Source organism: Streptomyces sp. NPDC048504, from assembly GCF_043200035.1.
Classification (GTDB): domain Bacteria; phylum Actinomycetota; class Actinomycetes; order Streptomycetales; family Streptomycetaceae; genus Streptomyces.
The window spans coordinates 12,198-28,657 of sequence record NZ_JBICXA010000003.1 but is presented as its reverse complement, the minus strand read 5'-3'; the positions used below and the strand labels follow the sequence as shown (position 1 = coordinate 28,657).

16 protein-coding genes are annotated in these 16,460 nt (G+C 70.4%); 5 read left to right on the top strand and 11 right to left on the bottom strand.

Going from position 1 to position 16,460, the window contains the following annotated elements; translation table 11 throughout:
• Positions 1–11 precede the first annotated feature (11 nt).
• The 5 genes from thpD to ACGFY9_RS07835 all read right to left on the bottom strand — a co-directional run bounded on the left by thpD (position 12) and on the right by ACGFY9_RS07835 (position 4,712).
• Positions 12–908, bottom strand: a complete 897-nt coding sequence (gene thpD, locus ACGFY9_RS07855) for an ectoine hydroxylase (protein ID WP_393752880.1) — start codon at positions 906–908, stop codon at positions 12–14.
• A 5-nt stretch (positions 909–913) separates the two neighbouring features.
• Entirely contained in the window at positions 914–1,318 is a 405-nt protein-coding gene (locus ACGFY9_RS07850; RefSeq protein ID WP_033283204.1) for an ectoine synthase, read from the bottom strand.
• 60 nt (positions 1,319–1,378) lie between these two features.
• Complete coding sequence (gene ectB, locus ACGFY9_RS07845; protein WP_393752879.1) at positions 1,379–2,650, bottom strand: diaminobutyrate--2-oxoglutarate transaminase; 1,272 nt, start codon at positions 2,648–2,650, stop codon at positions 1,379–1,381.
• 102 nt (positions 2,651–2,752) lie between these two features.
• Positions 2,753–3,259: a diaminobutyrate acetyltransferase gene (gene ectA / locus ACGFY9_RS07840; RefSeq protein WP_393752878.1), complete on the bottom strand. Its 507-nt coding sequence runs from the start codon at positions 3,257–3,259 to the stop codon at positions 2,753–2,755.
• Between the two features lie 346 nt (positions 3,260–3,605).
• A complete protein-coding gene (locus tag ACGFY9_RS07835; protein WP_393752877.1) occupies positions 3,606–4,712 on the bottom strand; it encodes a pyridoxal-phosphate-dependent aminotransferase family protein in 1,107 nt (368 codons plus the stop codon).
• Between the two features lie 185 nt (positions 4,713–4,897).
• Here ACGFY9_RS07835 and ACGFY9_RS07830 point away from each other — a divergent pair, with 185 nt between their 5' ends.
• The 5 genes from ACGFY9_RS07830 (at position 4,898) to ACGFY9_RS07810 (ending at position 9,555) form a co-directional block, all read left to right on the top strand.
• Positions 4,898–5,749: a transporter substrate-binding domain-containing protein gene (locus ACGFY9_RS07830; RefSeq protein ID WP_393752876.1), complete on the top strand. Its 852-nt coding sequence runs from the start codon at positions 4,898–4,900 to the stop codon at positions 5,747–5,749.
• Positions 5,746–6,585, top strand: coding sequence for an amino acid ABC transporter permease (locus tag ACGFY9_RS07825; RefSeq protein ID WP_393752875.1), 840 nt, complete (start codon positions 5,746–5,748; stop codon positions 6,583–6,585). The genes ACGFY9_RS07830 and ACGFY9_RS07825 overlap by 4 nt, the downstream gene beginning before the upstream one ends.
• Positions 6,582–7,367 (top strand): amino acid ABC transporter ATP-binding protein, encoded by a 786-nt coding sequence (locus ACGFY9_RS07820; RefSeq protein ID WP_393752874.1) that lies wholly within the window; start codon positions 6,582–6,584, stop codon positions 7,365–7,367. The genes ACGFY9_RS07825 and ACGFY9_RS07820 overlap by 4 nt, the downstream gene beginning before the upstream one ends.
• A 65-nt stretch (positions 7,368–7,432) precedes the next feature.
• Complete coding sequence (locus ACGFY9_RS07815; protein WP_393752873.1) at positions 7,433–8,524, top strand: amidohydrolase family protein; 1,092 nt, start codon at positions 7,433–7,435, stop codon at positions 8,522–8,524.
• Positions 8,525–8,655: 131 nt separating this feature from the next.
• Positions 8,656–9,555 carry an SCO1860 family LAETG-anchored protein gene (locus tag ACGFY9_RS07810; RefSeq protein WP_393752872.1) on the top strand — a complete coding sequence of 300 codons (900 nt, stop codon included), beginning with the start codon at positions 8,656–8,658 and terminating at the stop codon, positions 9,553–9,555.
• A 352-nt stretch (positions 9,556–9,907) separates the two neighbouring features.
• Here the strand turns inward: ACGFY9_RS07810 and cobC are convergent, their stop codons facing one another.
• The 6 genes from cobC to cobM are packed head-to-tail and all read right to left on the bottom strand — an operon-like array spanning position 9,908 to position 16,372.
• A complete protein-coding gene (cobC, locus tag ACGFY9_RS07805; RefSeq protein WP_393752871.1) occupies positions 9,908–11,008 on the bottom strand; it encodes an Rv2231c family pyridoxal phosphate-dependent protein CobC in 1,101 nt (366 codons plus the stop codon).
• A complete protein-coding gene (locus ACGFY9_RS07800) occupies positions 10,998–11,936 on the bottom strand; it encodes a sirohydrochlorin chelatase (protein ID WP_393752870.1) in 939 nt (312 codons plus the stop codon). Before ACGFY9_RS07800 ends, cobC begins: the two co-directional genes overlap by 11 nt.
• Positions 11,933–12,571 carry a precorrin-8X methylmutase gene (locus ACGFY9_RS07795; protein WP_393753365.1) on the bottom strand — a complete coding sequence of 213 codons (639 nt, stop codon included), beginning with the start codon at positions 12,569–12,571 and terminating at the stop codon, positions 11,933–11,935. Before ACGFY9_RS07795 ends, ACGFY9_RS07800 begins: the two co-directional genes overlap by 4 nt.
• A 14-nt stretch (positions 12,572–12,585) precedes the next feature.
• Positions 12,586–14,304, bottom strand: a complete 1,719-nt coding sequence (gene cobJ / locus ACGFY9_RS07790) for a precorrin-3B C(17)-methyltransferase (protein ID WP_393752869.1) — start codon at positions 14,302–14,304, stop codon at positions 12,586–12,588.
• Positions 14,301–15,551 carry a precorrin-6y C5,15-methyltransferase (decarboxylating) subunit CbiE gene (cbiE, locus tag ACGFY9_RS07785; protein WP_393752868.1) on the bottom strand — a complete coding sequence of 417 codons (1,251 nt, stop codon included), beginning with the start codon at positions 15,549–15,551 and terminating at the stop codon, positions 14,301–14,303. The genes cobJ and cbiE overlap by 4 nt, the downstream gene beginning before the upstream one ends.
• A complete protein-coding gene (gene cobM, locus ACGFY9_RS07780; RefSeq protein WP_393752867.1) occupies positions 15,548–16,372 on the bottom strand; it encodes a precorrin-4 C(11)-methyltransferase in 825 nt (274 codons plus the stop codon). The genes cbiE and cobM overlap by 4 nt, the downstream gene beginning before the upstream one ends.
• Positions 16,373–16,460 lie beyond the last annotated feature (88 nt).

The window sequence follows — 16,460 nt, the reverse complement described above, 5'->3', positions numbered from 1 at the left end:
TCGCCTCGCCGTCACCTCACCGGCGTGAAGTCCCTGGCCCCGATGAACTCGGGCCGTCGTACCGGCGCGGCGAACGGCTCGACTGCCTTGTTCTCCACACTGTTGAACACGATGAAGACGTTGCTGCGCGGGAACGGCGTGATGTTGTCGCCGGAGCCGTGCATGCAGTTGCAGTCGAACCAGGTCGCCGAACCGGCCCTGCCCGTGAACAGCTTGATGCCGTACTCGGAGGCCATGCCGGTCAGCGCCTCGTCGGACGGGGTGCCCGCGTCCTGCATCTGGAGCGACTGGCGGTAGTTGTCCTCGGGGGTCGCGCCCGCGCAGCCGAGGAACGTCCGGTGCGAGCCCGGCATGATCATGAGGCCGCCGTTGGTGTCGTGGTTCTCGGTGAGCGCGATCGACACGGACACGGTGCGCATGTTCGGCAGCCCGTCCTCGGCGTGCCAGGTCTCGAAGTCCGAGTGCCAGTAGAAGCCGCTCGCGCCGAAGCCGGGCTTCACGTTGATCCGGGACTGGTGGACGTAGACATCCGAACCGAGGATCTGGCGGGCCCGCCCGACGACCCGCTCGTCGCGTACGAGCCGCGCGAACACCTCGCTGATCCGGTGCACCTCGAAGACGGACCGGATCTCCTTGGACTTCGGCTCGACGATGGACCGCTCGTCGGTCCGGATCGCCGGGTCCGTGACCAGACGCTCCAACTCCTGCCGGTAGACGTCGACTTCGTCGTCCCGGAGCAGTTCCTGCATGGAGAGGAAGCCGTCGCGCTCGAAGGCCTGGAGGTCGACCGTCGGGATCGGGCCCGGGGTGTCGGGGGAGCCCCAGACGACGGGGTCCTTGCGCGGGACGGACACCTCGGTGGTGCCGCGGCTGGGGTACAGGTCGGTGATGTCGGTGACGGTGGTCATGCTCGTCACACCTCCTCGGGCTCGGTCAGCAGCGGGTAGACGCCGTTCTCGTCGTGGTCCTCCCGTCCAGTGACGGGCGGGTTGAAGACACAGATGCAGCGGAAGTCCTCCTTGATCCGCATCGTGTGCCGCTCGTGTCCGTCGAGGAGGTACATGGTCCCGGGCGTGATCGTGTACGTCTGCCCGGTCTCGTCGTCGGTGAGTTCGGCGTGGCCCTCGACGCAGACGACGGCCTCGATGTGGTTCGCGTACCACATCGACGTCTCGGTACCCGCGTAGAGGACGGTCTCGTGCACCGAGAAACCGACCCGCTCCTTGGCGAGGACGATGCGCTTGCTCTCCCAGGTGCCGGACGCGGCCTTGATGTGCCGGTCGGTGCCTTCGAGTTCCTTGAACGAACGAACAATCACGGGCTGTTTACGCCTCCTTGACGTGGTGTCAGATGGTGATGAAAGAGGTGGCCAGGGTGGTCAGACTGTTTCCCGGACGGCGCGGGCGAGGATGCTCAGCCCCTCGTCCAGCTCCTCGGGGGTGATGGTCAGCGCGGGGAGGAGTTTCACGACCTCGCCCTGCGGGCCCGACGTCTCGACGAGCAGCCCGAGTTCGAAGGCGCGGGCGCAGATCCGCCCGGCGCGCTCGGGGTCCTTGAACTCGATGCCCCAGACCAGCCCGCGGCCCCGGTACTCCTTGATGTCGGCGAGGTTCTCCTCGGTGATGGAGATCAGCCCCTGCTCGACCTGCTCACCGCGGGCCCGGGTCTGCTTCTCCATCGCGGAACCGTCCGCCCAGTACGTCTCCAGGGCGGCGGTGGCGGTGACGAACGCCGGGTTGTTGCCGCGGAACGTGCCGTTGTGCTCGCCCGGCTCCCAGATGTCCAGCTCCGGCTTGAACAGGCACAGGGACATCGGAAGGCCGTAGCCGCTGATGGACTTGGACACGGTGACGATGTCCGGCACGACCCCGGACTCCTCGAAGGAGAAGAACGCGCCGGTGCGCCCGCAGCCCATCTGGATGTCGTCGACGATGAGGAGCATGTCCTGGCGTTCGCACAATTCGGCCAGCGCGCGCAGCCATTCGGGGCGGGCGACGTTGATGCCGCCCTCGCCCTGCACGGACTCGACGATCACGGCGGCGGGCTTGTTGAGGCCGGAACCCTGGTCCTCCAACAGCCGCTCGAACCACAGGAAGTCGGGGACCATGCCGTCGAAGTAGTTGTCGAACGGCATCGGCGTGCCGTGCACCAGCGGGATACCGGCACCGGCCCGCTTGAAGGCGTTGCCGGTCACGGCGAGCGAGCCGAGCGACATCCCGTGGAAGGCGTTGGTGAACGACACGATGGCCTCGCGCCCCTTCACCTTCCGCGCCAACTTCAGCGCGGACTCTACGGCGTTGGTGCCGGTCGGCCCCGGGAACATCACCTTGTACGGCAGATCGCGCGGCCGCAGCACCAAGTCCTGGAAGGTTTGCAGGAACGCGCGCTTGGCACTCGTCGACATGTCGAGCCCGTGCGTGACGCCGTCGCGTTCCAGATAGTCGATCAACGCCCGTTTCAGGACAGGGTTGTTGTGCCCGTAGTTGAGCGAGCCGGCGCCCGCGAAGAAGTCGAGGTAGGCGTGGCCGTCCTCGTCGTACATACGACTGCCCCGGGCCCGGTCGAAGACGGTGGGCCAGCCGCGGCAGTAGCTGCGGACCTCGGACTCCAGGGTCTCGAAGACGCTGAGATCGGGCTGGGTGATGGTCACGCGAATCGCTCCTCGGTGTGGGGGGTGAGGGGGTGCGGGGGTGGGGCGGAAAGTCTGGGGAACCCGGCCGGGAGCCGTCGGAGACTCCACCGGCCGGGGTCCTCAGAGGCTCAACGGGCCGATGCGGTACAGCACTTCGGGGTCGTGCGGGCCGTCCGGGAAGTCACCGGCCTCGAACAGGACCGTGCGTTCGACGGCGGCGCCGTGGCGTTCGGCGTACGACGTGAAGAGACGCTCGGACGCGGTGTTGCCGGGCGTGATCGTGGTCTCGATCGCGGTCAGCCCGTAGTCGCCCGAGACCCGCTCGGTGAGTCCGTCGAGCAGCCGTGCGGCCAGCCCGCGACCGCGCTGCGCGGCGTCGACGGCCACCTGCCACACGAGCAGGGTGCCGGGCCGGTCCGGCGGCACGTACCCGGTGACGAAACCGACCGGCTCCCCGCGCTCGTCCCGCACGACGGCCGAGGTACCGGCGAAGTCCCGGCACCACAGCAGATAGCTGTACGACGAGTTCAGGTCGAGGGCGTTCGAGTCCTTGGCAATACGCCACAACGCGGCGCCGTCGGCCACCGTGGGGCGGTCGATGTGCAGGTCTGCTTGGGTGGCAGTCATGCGGATTGAATTTACCGAGGGAAATTCAAAATTGCATGGAGGGATGGGGTTACGTCTGGGGCGATGCTGTGTTAGCACACGCGCGAAGGTGCAGCCTATGTACCGATTTGACCCGAAGATAAAGGGCAATATGGACGCCCTGTGTAACGGGTCACAAGGGTGTAACCCTCACGAGATCTACGCGAATTATTTGCGTTTGGCTGCTCGTAAATCGGGCAGAAGAATACGGGAAGCTGCCCGTAAAGCAGGCGATAAAATTCCCGGGAATTACATCGGAATTAGACGCCGGTGACGCCGTCGATACTTTCCCGCAGGATGTCGGCGGTGCCCCCGGAAGGACCTCGGCTCACGACTGCCGCCACGCGTTCTCTGCGGCGGACCGGGCGCCCTCCAGGTCCACCGGCACCCCCTGCTCGGCCAGCGCCGCGCCCAGCGCTGCCAAGGAACCCTGCACCGCGCCCACCGTCGCGTCCACCCCGTAGTGGTTGACCCGGATCATCTCCTTCGCCAGGGCGCCCCCGCCGGCGGCCAGCGGCAGGGTCGGGTCCGAGGACAGGGCCCGTGCCACCAGCTCCGAGGCGACGACACCCGGCGGCGTCCTGAGCGTCGTAGCGACCGGGGCGGCCTCCGCGGCATCGTGGACGTACGGTTCGAGGCCGCCGCCCAGGGCGAGCGTGCCCGCCCGTGTCGCCGCCGCGGCGCGCGCGTGGCGGTGCGTCAGCGTGGCCAGGCCCTCCGACTCGATGCGCTCCACGCAGGCCTCCAGCGCGAGCATCTCCAACTGGGCCGGTGCGTGCGGCAGCGCCTTGCGGCCGGCGTCGGTCCAGCGGTCCTTCCAGTCGAGGAGGGAGAGGTACGAGCGGCGCGGGGCCGCGGGGTTGGCCGTCATACGGGCCCATGCCCGTGGGCTCACCGACACCGCCGACACCCCCGCCGGGCCGCCCATCGCCTTCTGCGCGCCGATCACGCACAGGTCGACACCCCACGCCTGCGGCAGCACCGGCTCCGCGCCGATGGAGGCCACCGCGTCGAGGTAGAAGATCGCCCCGTGCGCGCGCACGATCTCGCCGATCTCCGCGACCGGGTTGGTGTTGCCGGTCGCGGCCTCCGCGTGGACGAGGGACACGAAGTCGATCTCCGGGTGCTCGGCGAAGGCCTCCCGGATCTGGTCGGCGGTCACCGCCGTGTGGAACGGGACGGCGAGGTCGATCACCTCGGCGCCGCAGTCCCGTAGCCAGTTCCCGAAGGTCTGCCCGTAGGGGCCGGTGATGACGTTCAGCGCGAGCGTGCCCGGCCCCGCCGCGGAACGGATCGCGCCCTCCAGCGGCAGCAACGCCTCGCCCTGCATGATCACGACATCCTGCTCGGTGCCGAGCAGTCGGGCCACCCGGTCCTCGATCGAGGCGAAGTGCGCGGCGCTCAGCGGGGTCAGGTCGAGGAAGGGGTGCGTCACGGCGGTGCTCTTTCACTCGCGGGAGTCGATGGGAACGAGGGTAACCGGCACTCCTCAGCGCCCTCCGCACCCCTCCGACCGGCGACTTCTTAGCCCGGACGGCCCCCTGGTCACCAGTCCGGGTGAGCGGCCCGCCGAACCCCTCCGAATAATCGGAACCCATAGTTCCGTCACAGGAGGCCCCCGTGAACACGCTCCTCGGCCGCCGGGCCCGCACCCTGGCCGCCACCACCGCGAGCGCCGCACTCGTCCTCGTGGCCGGCTGCACGTCGAGCGACAGCGGAGGCAGCGGTTCGAAGACCGCCGCCGGTGGCGTCGAACTCGTCAAGGCCGGTCAGCTCACCACCTGCACGCACCTGCCCTACCCGCCGTTCCAGTCCGAGATCGACGGCAAGGTGCAGGGCTTCGACGTCTCCCTCATCGACCTGGTCGCCAAGGACCTCGGGGTGAAGCAGACGATCCTCGACACCCCGTTCGAGAACTTCAAGACCGGCGCCTTCCTCAACGCCGGCGAGTGCGACCTGGCCGCCGCCGGCATGACCATCACCGCCGAGCGCAAGAAGAACGTCGACTTCTCCGACCCGTACTTCGACGCCACCCAGGCCGTCCTCGTCGACAAGAAGAGCGGCCTGACCTCCCTCGCCGACGTGAAGACCAAGGGCAGGAAGCTCGGCGCGCAGGCGCAGACCACCGGCGAGGACTACGCGAAGAGCAAGGGCTTCGACCCCGTCTCCTTCGAGTCCTCCGACGCCGTCCTCAACGGCCTGCGCACCGGCCAGGTCCAGGCCGTCATCATCGACTACCCGGTCGTCCAGGGCTGGCTCAAGACCAAGGCCAACGCCGACGCCTTCCAGGTCGTCGACAACCTCAACACCGGTGAGCAGTACGGCTTCACGGTCAAGAAGGGCAACACGAAACTCCTCGCCGCCATCAACAAGGCCATCAAGGACGCTAAGGCCGACGGCACGTACAAGAAGCTCTACGAGAAGTGGATCGGCCCCTACGACGCCTCGGCCGCCTCCCCGTCGGCCTCATGAGCAGCGGCACCGCGGACCCCCAACTCCAGCCCAGGAGACAGGGGTTGAGCAGACGTCAGCGGCGCAGGCTGTCCCAAGGCGTGCAGTACGCCGTCTTCGCCGCCGCCGTGATCGTCTTCGCGGTCACCGCCGACTGGGGCCGCCTGAAGAACCAGTTCGCGCAGTGGAGCATCGCCCAGCAGATGTTCCCGGACGTCATCACGCTGGCGTTGAAGAACACCGTGCTCTACACGCTCTCCGGCTTCGTCTTCGGGCTGGTCCTGGGCATGGTCGTAGCGCTGATGCGACTGTCATCCGTCGGGCCGTACCGCTGGCTGGCCGGGATCTACATCGAGATCTTCCGCGGCCTGCCCGCCCTGCTGATCTTCATCTTCGTCGGCGTCGCCGTGCCCCTCGCCTTCCCTGGCACGGAGATCGTCGGCGGTACGTACGGCAAGGTCGCCCTCGCGCTCGGCCTCGTGTCGGCCGCGTACATGGCGGAGACGATCCGAGCGGGCATCCAGGCAGTGCCCAAAGGGCAGTTGGAGGCGGCCCGTTCGCTCGGCTTCTCGCCGGCGCGGGCCATGGTGTCGATCATCGTCCCGCAGGCCTTCCGGATCATCCTGCCGCCGCTGACCAACGAACTCGTCCTCCTCTTCAAGGACTCCTCGCTGGTCCTGTTCCTCGGCGTCACCCTGGAGGAGCGCGAACTCTCCAAATACGGACGGGACTTGGCCAGTACGACCGCCAACTCCACCCCGATCCTGGTGGCGGGCCTGTGCTACCTGCTGGTCACCATCCCGCTGAGCTTCGTGGTCCGCCGGATGGAGACGAAGACGGGGGAGGCGATCCGGTGACCGGCACCGGCACTCCGGAGATCCAAGTACGCGGCCTGCACAAGTCGTTCGGCACCAACGAGGTGCTGCGCGGCATCGACCTGGAGATCGGCCAGGGCGAGGTGGTCTGCGTCATCGGCCCCTCCGGCTCCGGCAAGTCGACCCTCCTGCGCTGCGTGAACCTGCTCGAAGAGCCCACCCAGGGGCGGGTGTTCGTCGGCGGCACCGAGATCACCGATCCCGATGTCGACATCGACGCCGTACGCCGCCGTATCGGCATGGTCTTCCAGCAGTTCAACCTCTTCTCGCACCTGACCGTCACCGAGAACCTCACCCTCCCGCAACGCCGGGTCCTCCGCCGCGACAAGACGGCGGCCGCGAAGGTCGCCGCGGAGAACCTGCGCCGTGTAGGCCTCTCGGAGAAGGCCACCGCCTACCCTGCCTCCCTCTCCGGCGGCCAGCAGCAACGCGTAGCGATCGCAAGGGCGTTGGCAATGGACCCCGAGGTGATGTTGTTCGACGAACCGACGTCGGCACTCGACCCGGAGCTGGTGGGGGACGTGCTGGCGGTGATGCGGATGCTGGCGAACGAGGGCATGACGATGATGGTCGTCACCCACGAGATGACGTTCGCGCGTGAGGTGGCCGACCGGGTTGTGTTCATGGATGGTGGGGTGATCGTCGAGGACGGCACTCCGGGCAGGGTCATCACCAACCCGCAGCACGACCGCACCCGCCACTTCCTGTCGCGTCTACTGGATCCCGCGATGGCTGAGGTACAGGACGAGGACAGCACCCCCTAAAGGGGCGCGGGGAACGGCGCGACCAGCCACGACGAGCCTGCACCCGACGAACTATCGTGCCTCCCATGAGCGATCAACCGGTGCTGCACATGAAGGGCCGAGTCCTGGTGGGCCCCGAGGACATCCGCGACGAACTCTGGGTCATCGACGGCCGCATCACCTACGACCGTCCAACCCGCGGACGCGACATCCGCACGGTCGACGGCTGGGCCCTCCCCGGCCTGGTCGACGCCCACTGCCACGTTGGCCTAGGCACACACGGCCCCGTAGACGCCGACACCGCGGAGCAACAGGCCCTCACCGACCGCGGCGCCGGCACCCTCCTGCTCCGCGACGCCGGCTCACCCTCGGACACCCGCTGGATCGATGACCGCGAAGACCTCCCGAAGATCATCCGCGCCGGCAAGCACATCGCCCGCACCCGCCGCTACATCCGCAACTTCGCCCACGAGATCGAGCCCGACGAACTCGTCGCCTACGTCGCCCAGGAAGCCCAACGCGGCGACGGCTGGGTCAAGTTGGTCGGCGACTGGATCGACCGCGACCTCGGCGACCTCTCCGCGTGCTGGCCGCGCGAAGCGGTGGACGCGGCCATCACCGAGGCCCACCGGCTCGGCGCGCGTGTCACCGCGCACTGCTTCGCGGAGGACGCGCTGCGCGACCTGGTCGAGGCGGGCATCGACTGCATCGAGCACGCGACCGGCCTCACCGAGGACCTCGTCCCGCTGTTCGCCTCACGAGGCGTCGCGATCGTCCCGACCCTCGTGAACATCGCGACCTTCCCGAAGCTCGCGGAGGGCGGCGACGCCAGGTTCCCCCGCTGGTCGGCCCATATGCGGCGACTGTACGAGCGGCGCTACGACACCGTCCGCGCCGCCTACGACGCCGGCGTCCCGGTCTACGTCGGGACGGACGCCGGGGGTTCCCTCGCCCACGGCCTGGTGGCCGCCGAGGTCGCCGAACTCGTCACCGCCGGCATCCCCGCCGTGGAGGCGCTGTCGGCTACCGCGTGGGGTGCGCGGCGGTGGCTCGGGCGGCCGGGGCTCGATGAGGGTGCGCCGGCGGACTTCGTCGTCTACGAGGCGGACCCGCGCGCCGATGTGCGCGTGCTGGCGTCGCCGCGGCGGGTGGTGCTGAACGGGCTGGTGGTCGAATAGTCGCCAGGCGATTCGAATACGTTCACGGAAAACCCACGATGGGGTGAAGTGACGCGGGATCGCTGACGGTTCACTCATCGTGGGTAATTCTTACCGGGTCCCAAGCATGTCTCTTCTGGGGGTCCCACACCTTGAACGGCACCAACTTCCGCATGCCCGCACGCCGTTGGGCCACCGTGGCCACGGCCACCGTCCTCGCCGCCGGTCCCGTGGCGCTGGCCGGCGCGGGATCCGCCCACGCGACCACCGACCAGGGTCGCGCGAGCGCCGTCGTGCTCCGCACCGGGCTCGACGTGTCCCTCCTCAACAAGACCGTGGACCTCCCGCTCGCGGTCTCCCTCAACGAGGTCCAGGCACCGCAGAGTGCCGAAAAGACCGCGCTCACCGCCGAGTTGGACGGGGTGAATGGCGGCCAGCCTTTCAGTGTGCTCAGTGCGGATGTCGCCACGGCGAAGGCGACGGTGTCCGCGACGAAGGCCGAGGGCTATACGAACCTTGCCCATGCGCGGCTCCATGTTCCCGGGCTGCCGCTGCTCTCGCTCATCGAGATCGACGCGGTCACGTCGAAGGCGACGTGCGAGGCGGGGAAGGCGCCCGTCGCCACGTCGCATCTGCCGGGGGCGGTGACGGTGCTCGGCAAGCGGATCACGGTGACCGCCAGTGGCCCTACGGAGGTTCAGGTGCCGGGGGTCGGTTCGGTCCGCCTCGATCTGTCCAAGACGTCGACCACGTCCCGTACGGCCGCCGCGACCGCCCTCGAACTCAAGGTCTCCGTCAACCCGTTGAAGCTGAACGTGGCCGACGTGGAGGGGACGTTGACGTTGGCGCGGGCGACTTGTGAGGCACCCGAGGTCGCCTCGACGCCGTCCGCTGACCCCGCCCCCGATGTGAAGCCGCAGGGTGCTCCGGCGGAGGCGGGGTTGGCCGAGACGGGGGGTAGCTCGATGACGCCGTACATCGCGGGTGGGGCGGTGTTGTTGCTGGCGACGGGCGGAGGAGCGGTGCTGATGACGCGCCGGCGCCGAGGCTGAGGCAACTGCTTTCCCACCCACCCACCCGTCTCGGGCGTTTAGAGGCTCGCCTTGCAAGACGGCAAGCGGGCGGGTGGGAAGGAAGGGCTTGCAGGCTGACCTCTTGGCCGCCCGACTCGGGCGGGCAGGGTTTAGACGCTGACCTCCCAGCCCACCGACTCGGGTGGGTGGGCGGGAAAGGCTTGGACGGTGACCTTTCAGCCGACCGACTCGGGTGGGTGGGCGGGAAAGGTTTGGACGGTGACCTTTCAGCCGACCGAGACGGGCGGGTGGGTGGGAAACGCTTGGACGGTGACCTCTCAGCCCACCGAGACGGGTGGGTGGGTGGGCAAACGGCCAAGGCCGACCCCCCTCACCGCCCAGCCAACGTCACCGCCTGATCCAGTGCCTGCAAGAACCGGTTCACTGTCGCCCGGTCCCGCACAGCGAGCCGTAGCCACTCCTCGTCCAACCCCGGGAACGTGTCCCCACGGCGCACGGCGAAACCGAGGTCGCGCAGATGCCGGCGTACGGCCACCGCATTCGGGACGCGGACGAGGACGAACGGCCCCTCGGCGGGTTCCATGACGCGGAGGCCGTCGGGGGCGAACTCGGCGAGCCCGGCGACGAGATGGGCGCGGTCGGCGGTGACGCGATGGGCGGCGTGGGCGGCCTCGGCGAGGGCCTGCGACTCCATGCAGGCCTCCGCCGCGGCGAGCGCCGGCGTGGACACCGGCCACAACGCCTGGGCCCGCTCCAGTTCCGCGACCGTCTCGGGGGCGGCAAGGACGTAGCCGATCCGCAGTCCCGCCAGCCCCCACGTCTTGGTGAGGCTGCGGAGGACCACCAGGCCGGGGATGTCGGTCCGGCCCGCCAGCGACTCCCGTTCACCCGGCACCGCGTCCATGAACGCCTCGTCGACCACCAACGTCCGCCCGGGACGGGCGAGTTGGCCGATCACCGCAGCGGGGTGCAGGACGGACGTCGGGTTGGTCGGGTTGCCGATCAGCACGAGGTCCGCGTCCTCGGGCACCGCCCGCACCGCCCCCGCATCCAGCCGGAACCCGTCCGCCTCCCGCAACAGCACCCGTTCCACCGAGTGCCCCGCGTCCCGCAGCGCCGCCTCCGGCTCAGTGAACTGCGGGTGCACGACCACCGGCTGACGGACCTTCAGCGCGCGGGCGAGCAGCACGAAGGCCTCGGCGGCGCCGGCCGTGAGCAACACCCGTTCCACCGGCAGCCCGTGCCGCGCCGCGACCGCGGCGCGAGCGGCCCGCCCGTCCGGGTAGGCCGCGAGACCGGTCAGCGAACCGGCTATCCGCTCGCGCAGCCACGCCGGGGGAGTGTCCGCGCGCACGTTGACGGCGAGGTCGATCAACTGGGCGCCGTCGTCCCGGACTTCGACGTCACCGTGATGACGGAGATCGTGAGCTCTGTCCGTCGGATCGTGGTCGTGGGCTCTGTCAGTGTGCATGGGCGTGCCCACCGTGATGGTGATGCCCGTGGTGGTGACCGTCGTGGTCGTGGCCGTCGTCGTCCGGGTGGAAGTGCGGCTGCTGCGGCTGCCCCACCTTGTCCTCGAAGCCCGGCAGCGCGATGCGGTACACGCACGAGTCGCAGTTCATCCGCAGATCACCCTTGACCGCCTCCCGGTACCGTTCCATCACCAGGTCCAGCAACTCCGGCTCCGGGCCTATGACTTCGGCGGACCGCACGTCGATCTCCGGGTGCGCCGCCGCCCAGCCCTCCGTCTGCTGCCGCACCCGCTCCGGCAGGATGCCGGTGAACAGGAAGTACGGCAGGACGACGATCCGCCGGGCGCCCAGCTTCACGCACCGGTCCAGGCCGCTCGGCACGTCCGGCGCCGCGAGCGACACGAACGCCGGTTCCACGCCCGCGTATCCGCGCCCCTCCCACAGCAGCCGAGCCGCCTTGTGCACCTCGGCGTTGGCGTCCGGGTCCGTCGACCCGCGCCCCACGAGCAGCACGGTCACGTCGGCCCGGTCGGCGGGCGTCCGCGCCGACTCGCCGAGCGCCTCGTCGAGCCGCCGCTCCAACACCTTCAGCAGCGAGGGATGCGGGCCCAGCGGACGCCCGTACGTGTACGAGATCCCCTCGTGCCGCTCCTTCTCCCGGGCCAGCGCCGCCGGGATGTCCCCCTTGGCATGCCCGGCGGACACCAGCATCAGCGGTACGGCGGCGAACCGGCGCACCCCGCGTTCCACCAGCTCGGTCACCGCGTCGCCCAACGGCGGCGGCGACAGCTCGATGAACCCGCCCGCGACGGGCAGTTCGGGGTGACGGCGGCCCAACTCCCTTACGAAGTCCCGGAACGCCTCGGCTCCGGCCTCGTCCCGGGTGCCGTGTCCGGCGATGAGCAGGGCGGGCGGCGGGGTGGTCACGATTTCTCCTGGTGGTACGCGTCGGAAGGTGAGACAGGTTCGGAAGACGGAACAGGTCCGGATGACGAAGTGGGGTGATACAGCAGGGCGTTGAGCGCGGCCGCGGCCACCGCCGAACCGCCCTTCTCGGACACGTTGCTCACGGCGGGCAGCCCGCTCTCGCGCAACGCGGCCTTGGACTCGACCGCGCCGACGAAACCGACGGGCAGCCCGATGACGAGCGCGGGGGAGGCGTCCAGCGTCAGCAACTCCTCCAGGGCGGTCGGCGCATTGCCGATCACCCAGAGGGCACCGGGCCCGACCTCCTCGTACGCGAGCCGGATCGCATGTGCCGAACGGGTCAGCCCCGGCCCGGACTTGGCGTTCCGGAGCCTGCACACGGTCTCGTGCCGCGTGATGCCCGCGGCGACCATCTCCACGTCCACGACGACCGGCGCCCCCGCGTGCAGCGCGCTGTGCGCCTTCGCCAACTCGCCCTCGTCCAGGACGAGATCGGACGCGTACTCCAGATCGGCCGCGGAGTGGACGACCCGCTCCACGACCGCACGGGTCAGCGGCGGGAGGTGGGAGGTGTCCAGCCGGGCCCGCAGCCGCCGGTAGGACTCCACCTCGATCGGATGAACCACACGGTCCACACGGTCCACAGAACTCACTTCGCCACCTCCTGCGACGACTGCGCCGCCTGCGAAGCCTGCCAGCGGTACCCGCGCGGCGTCACCATGCGCCCCGCGATGTCCCGGGTGGCCGTGTTGCCCACGGTCACCACCGTCATCATGTCGACCGTCGCCGGATCCAGCGCGGCCAGTGTCGTCAGCCGGCTGGACTCGTCGGGCCGCGAGGCGTTCCGTACGACACCGACCGGCGTCGTCGGCTCCCGGTGCCCGGCGAGGATCCCGAGGGCCTTCGGGAGCTGCCAGTCCCGGCCCCGGCTACGGGGGTTGTAGAACGTCACCACGATGTCCGCCTCGGCCGCCGCCCGCACCCGCCGTTCGATGACCTCCCACGGCGTGTGCAGATCGGAGAGGCTGATGGACACGTGGTCGTGGCCGAGCGGCGCCCCGAGGATCGCCGACGCGGCCAACGCGGCGGTCACGCCCGGGACTCCGACCACGTCGATGTCGTCGGACGCCTCCGCGAGTGCGGGCGAGGCCATCGCGTACACCCCGGCGTCCCCGCTGCCGATCAGCGCGACGGCCTGCCCCTTGCGCGCCTCGGCCACGGCGGTACGGGCCCGCTCCTCCTCGGCGCCGAGCCCCGACTCCAGGACCACGGTCCCGGGCCGCAGCAGATCGCGGATCTGGTCGACGTACTGGTCGAGCCCCACCAGCACGGCGGCGCGCCGGAGTTCGGCCTTCGCACGCGGCGTGAGCAGATCCCGGGCGCCGGGCCCGAGCCCGACCACCGCGAGCCGCCCGCGCGCGACCCGCCGTACGACAGCACAGGTCGCCATCGCCGGCTGCCCGTCGGCGCGCTCCGACTTCCGCTTGGGGACGAGGAGTTCGCCGCCGCCGAGGAGCGCGGCGGCCTCCGCCACGGACGGCGTGCCCACGGCCGCGAGCGGCGCGTCCGACGGATTGGGCACCTCTACGGCGGCCAACTCCTCGGCGGAGTAGGTCACCAGCGGCACACTCAGGCGCTGAGCCGCCTGGACGATGCCGGGCTCGTCCGCCTTGGCGTCCACGGTGGCGAGTTCGGCGATGTTGCCGACGGACAGCTCCGCCGCACGCAGAGCGTCGTAGACCAACGCGAGCACCTCGTTCACGGGTGCGCCCTTGGAGGCGCCGACGCCGACGACGAGGGACGGCGGCCGCAGCACGACCTCCCGCTCGCCGGGCCCGACCGCCCGATCGGTGACGCGGATGGCGTAGGCACCATGGGATGACACCTTCAACGGCGGCAGCGGCCACGCCAACTCGGCGTCCAGGGCGACCGGTTCGCCGTCCAGCAGGGCCCGCGTGACCCCGGCGACATCGCCCTCCACGGGGAACCCGAGCGTGTCCAGACCGGGCACGCCCACCGCGTCCGTGGCCGTGGTCACCACCGGCTGCGCGCCGAGCAACTCGCCCACGTCCACGGCGAGTTCATTGGCCCCGCCGCCATGTCCGCCCACCAGCGACACGGCGAACCGTCCGCCCTCGTCGACGGTCACGACCCCCGGGTCGGTCCGCTTGTCGCCCAGCAGCGGGGCGATCAGCCGCACGACGGCTCCCGTGGCGAGGAAACACACGAGCTGCTCGCACTCCGCGAACGCGGCCTGGACGGCGTCCCCGACGGGACCCTCGTACACGCGCGTACGGTCCGGCCACGCGGCGGCCAGCCGGTCGCGCGCAGCCGCGCCCGCCGCGGTGGCGGAAATGAGGCCGATCACAGAGCAACTCCTTCTGGAGACACGGGGGTTCGGACCTGGGTTCGGATCCCCCACAGCAGAAAAACGGGATTGGTGGCCGCGAGCCGGGTCACATCACCCGGCAGCGGCGCCAGCCGGGACGACTGCAACAGCACCCCGTCGACGTCGAGCCCGGCCGCCGAGAGAGCCTCCCGCACGGCCGGTACCCGGTCCAGCGCGGCCATCGCGACGACCACGGTCCGCCGGGCCCGCCGCGCGCACGCGGTGACGATGCCGGGCAGTTCGCGCCCGCCCCCGCCGACGAACACGGCATCGGGGTCGTCGAGGTCGGACAGCACGGTCGGCGCCGCCCCGTGCACGGTGTGCACGTCGACGCCGTGCGCCTCGGCGTTGGCGCGGATCCGCTCGACACCGTCCCGGGTCTTCTCGACCGCGGTGACGGCGGCGCCGAGCCGCGCGCACTCGACGGCCACGGACCCGGAGCCCGAGCCGACGTCCCAGACCAGGTCGCCGAGCCGGGGCCCGAGCCGGGCCAGCGCCAGCGCCCGTACCTCGAACTTGGTGATCATCGAGTCCCGGTGCTCGAACTCCCGCTCGTCCAGCGCCCATCGGGCCGGTCCGACGGCAGCACCGGCGACCGTTCGCAGGGCACCCAGCACCCGCGCCTCGTCCAGACACAGCACCACGCTCACCGCCGTACCCCAGTCCCGGGTGGCGGCCTCGGCGGGCGTGACCCGCTCCACCTGCTCCTCCCCGGACCCCAGCGCGGACGCGACGACGAGGACGCGCCCGCCGGTCCGGTGGGTGAGCGCGGCGCCCAGCTCGGCGGGTCCGGCCCCCGGCCCGGTCAGCACGGCGACCTTGGGATGCGCGCGGCACGCGTTGACCGCCGTACGGAGGTCACGTCCGTGCGCGCTGACGACGACGGCGTCGTCCCAGGCCAGACCGGCGCGCGCGAAGGCGGTGGCGACGGAGGAGACGCCGGGGCGTACGTCGAGGGCGTCGCTGGGGAACCGTTCCGCCAGCGCCCGGACGATCCCGAAGAACCCGGGGTCCCCCGAGGCCAGCACGACCACCGGCTCGCCCTTCTCGACGTAGGCCTGGATGGTGTCGAGGGCAGGCGCGAGCGGACCGAGGACGACCTGCTCGGCGTCCTCGGGGACGGCGATGGCGGCGAGATGCCGCTGACCGCCGACGACGAGCCGGGCGCCGGCGAGCACGTCCTCCGCGACCGCCGCCCCCGTCCCCATCCCGATGACGGTGATCACGTGCTCGCACCCCGGGAGCGCAGGGCCCGGCGGGCCTCCGGGTCGGCCTTGCGGTAGCCGTGGAAATGGCCCGGGTGGTAGAGGTGCGAGCGGGTGCCGTGGGCGTCGAGGGCCGGGCCGACCAGGAAGAGGGTGTGCTTCCAGAGCTTGTGCTCCTTGACCGTCTCCTCCAGCGTGCCGACCGTGCACTTCACGATCAGTTCCTCCGGCCAGGTCGCCTGGTAGGCGACGACGACGGGCGTGTCCGTCGGATAGCCGCCCTCCAGCAGCTCCCGCACCAACTGCCCGCTGCGGGCGGCCGACAGGAAGATCGCCATGGTCGTGCCGTGGCGCGCGAACTCCCGCACCTCCTCACCGGGCGGCATCGGCGTCTTGCCCCCGCCGAGCCGGGTGAGGACGACGGACTGCGCGACCTCGGGGATCGTCAGCTCGCGCTGCGCGAGGGCGGCGACGGCGGAGAACGCCGAGACACCCGGGACGATCTCGGTCGCGATCCCGATCGCGGCGCACCGGTCGACCTGCTCCTGAGTACCGCCCCACAGGGCCGGATCACCGGAGTGGATACGGGCGACGCGCAGCCCTTCGCTCCGGGCCCGCTCGTACACGGCGACGACGTCCTCCAGCGACATCGTCGCCGAGTCCAGGATCTCGGCGCCCAAGCGCGCGTGGTCGAGGACCTCGGCCTGCACCAGGCTGGCCGCCCAGATCACCACGTCGGCCTCGGCGATGGCGCGCGCGGCACGGAACGTCAGCAGGTCGGCTGCACCGGGGCCGGCACCGACGAAGGTCACCTTGCCGGTGGGGGTATCGGCATCGGCCATGGGGCTGGGTCCTCTCAAGCGGAACAAACAGAACGTGGGGAGCGTGGGGAACGTCAATGCGAGTGGGGGTGAAGTGGGCCAGGATGTG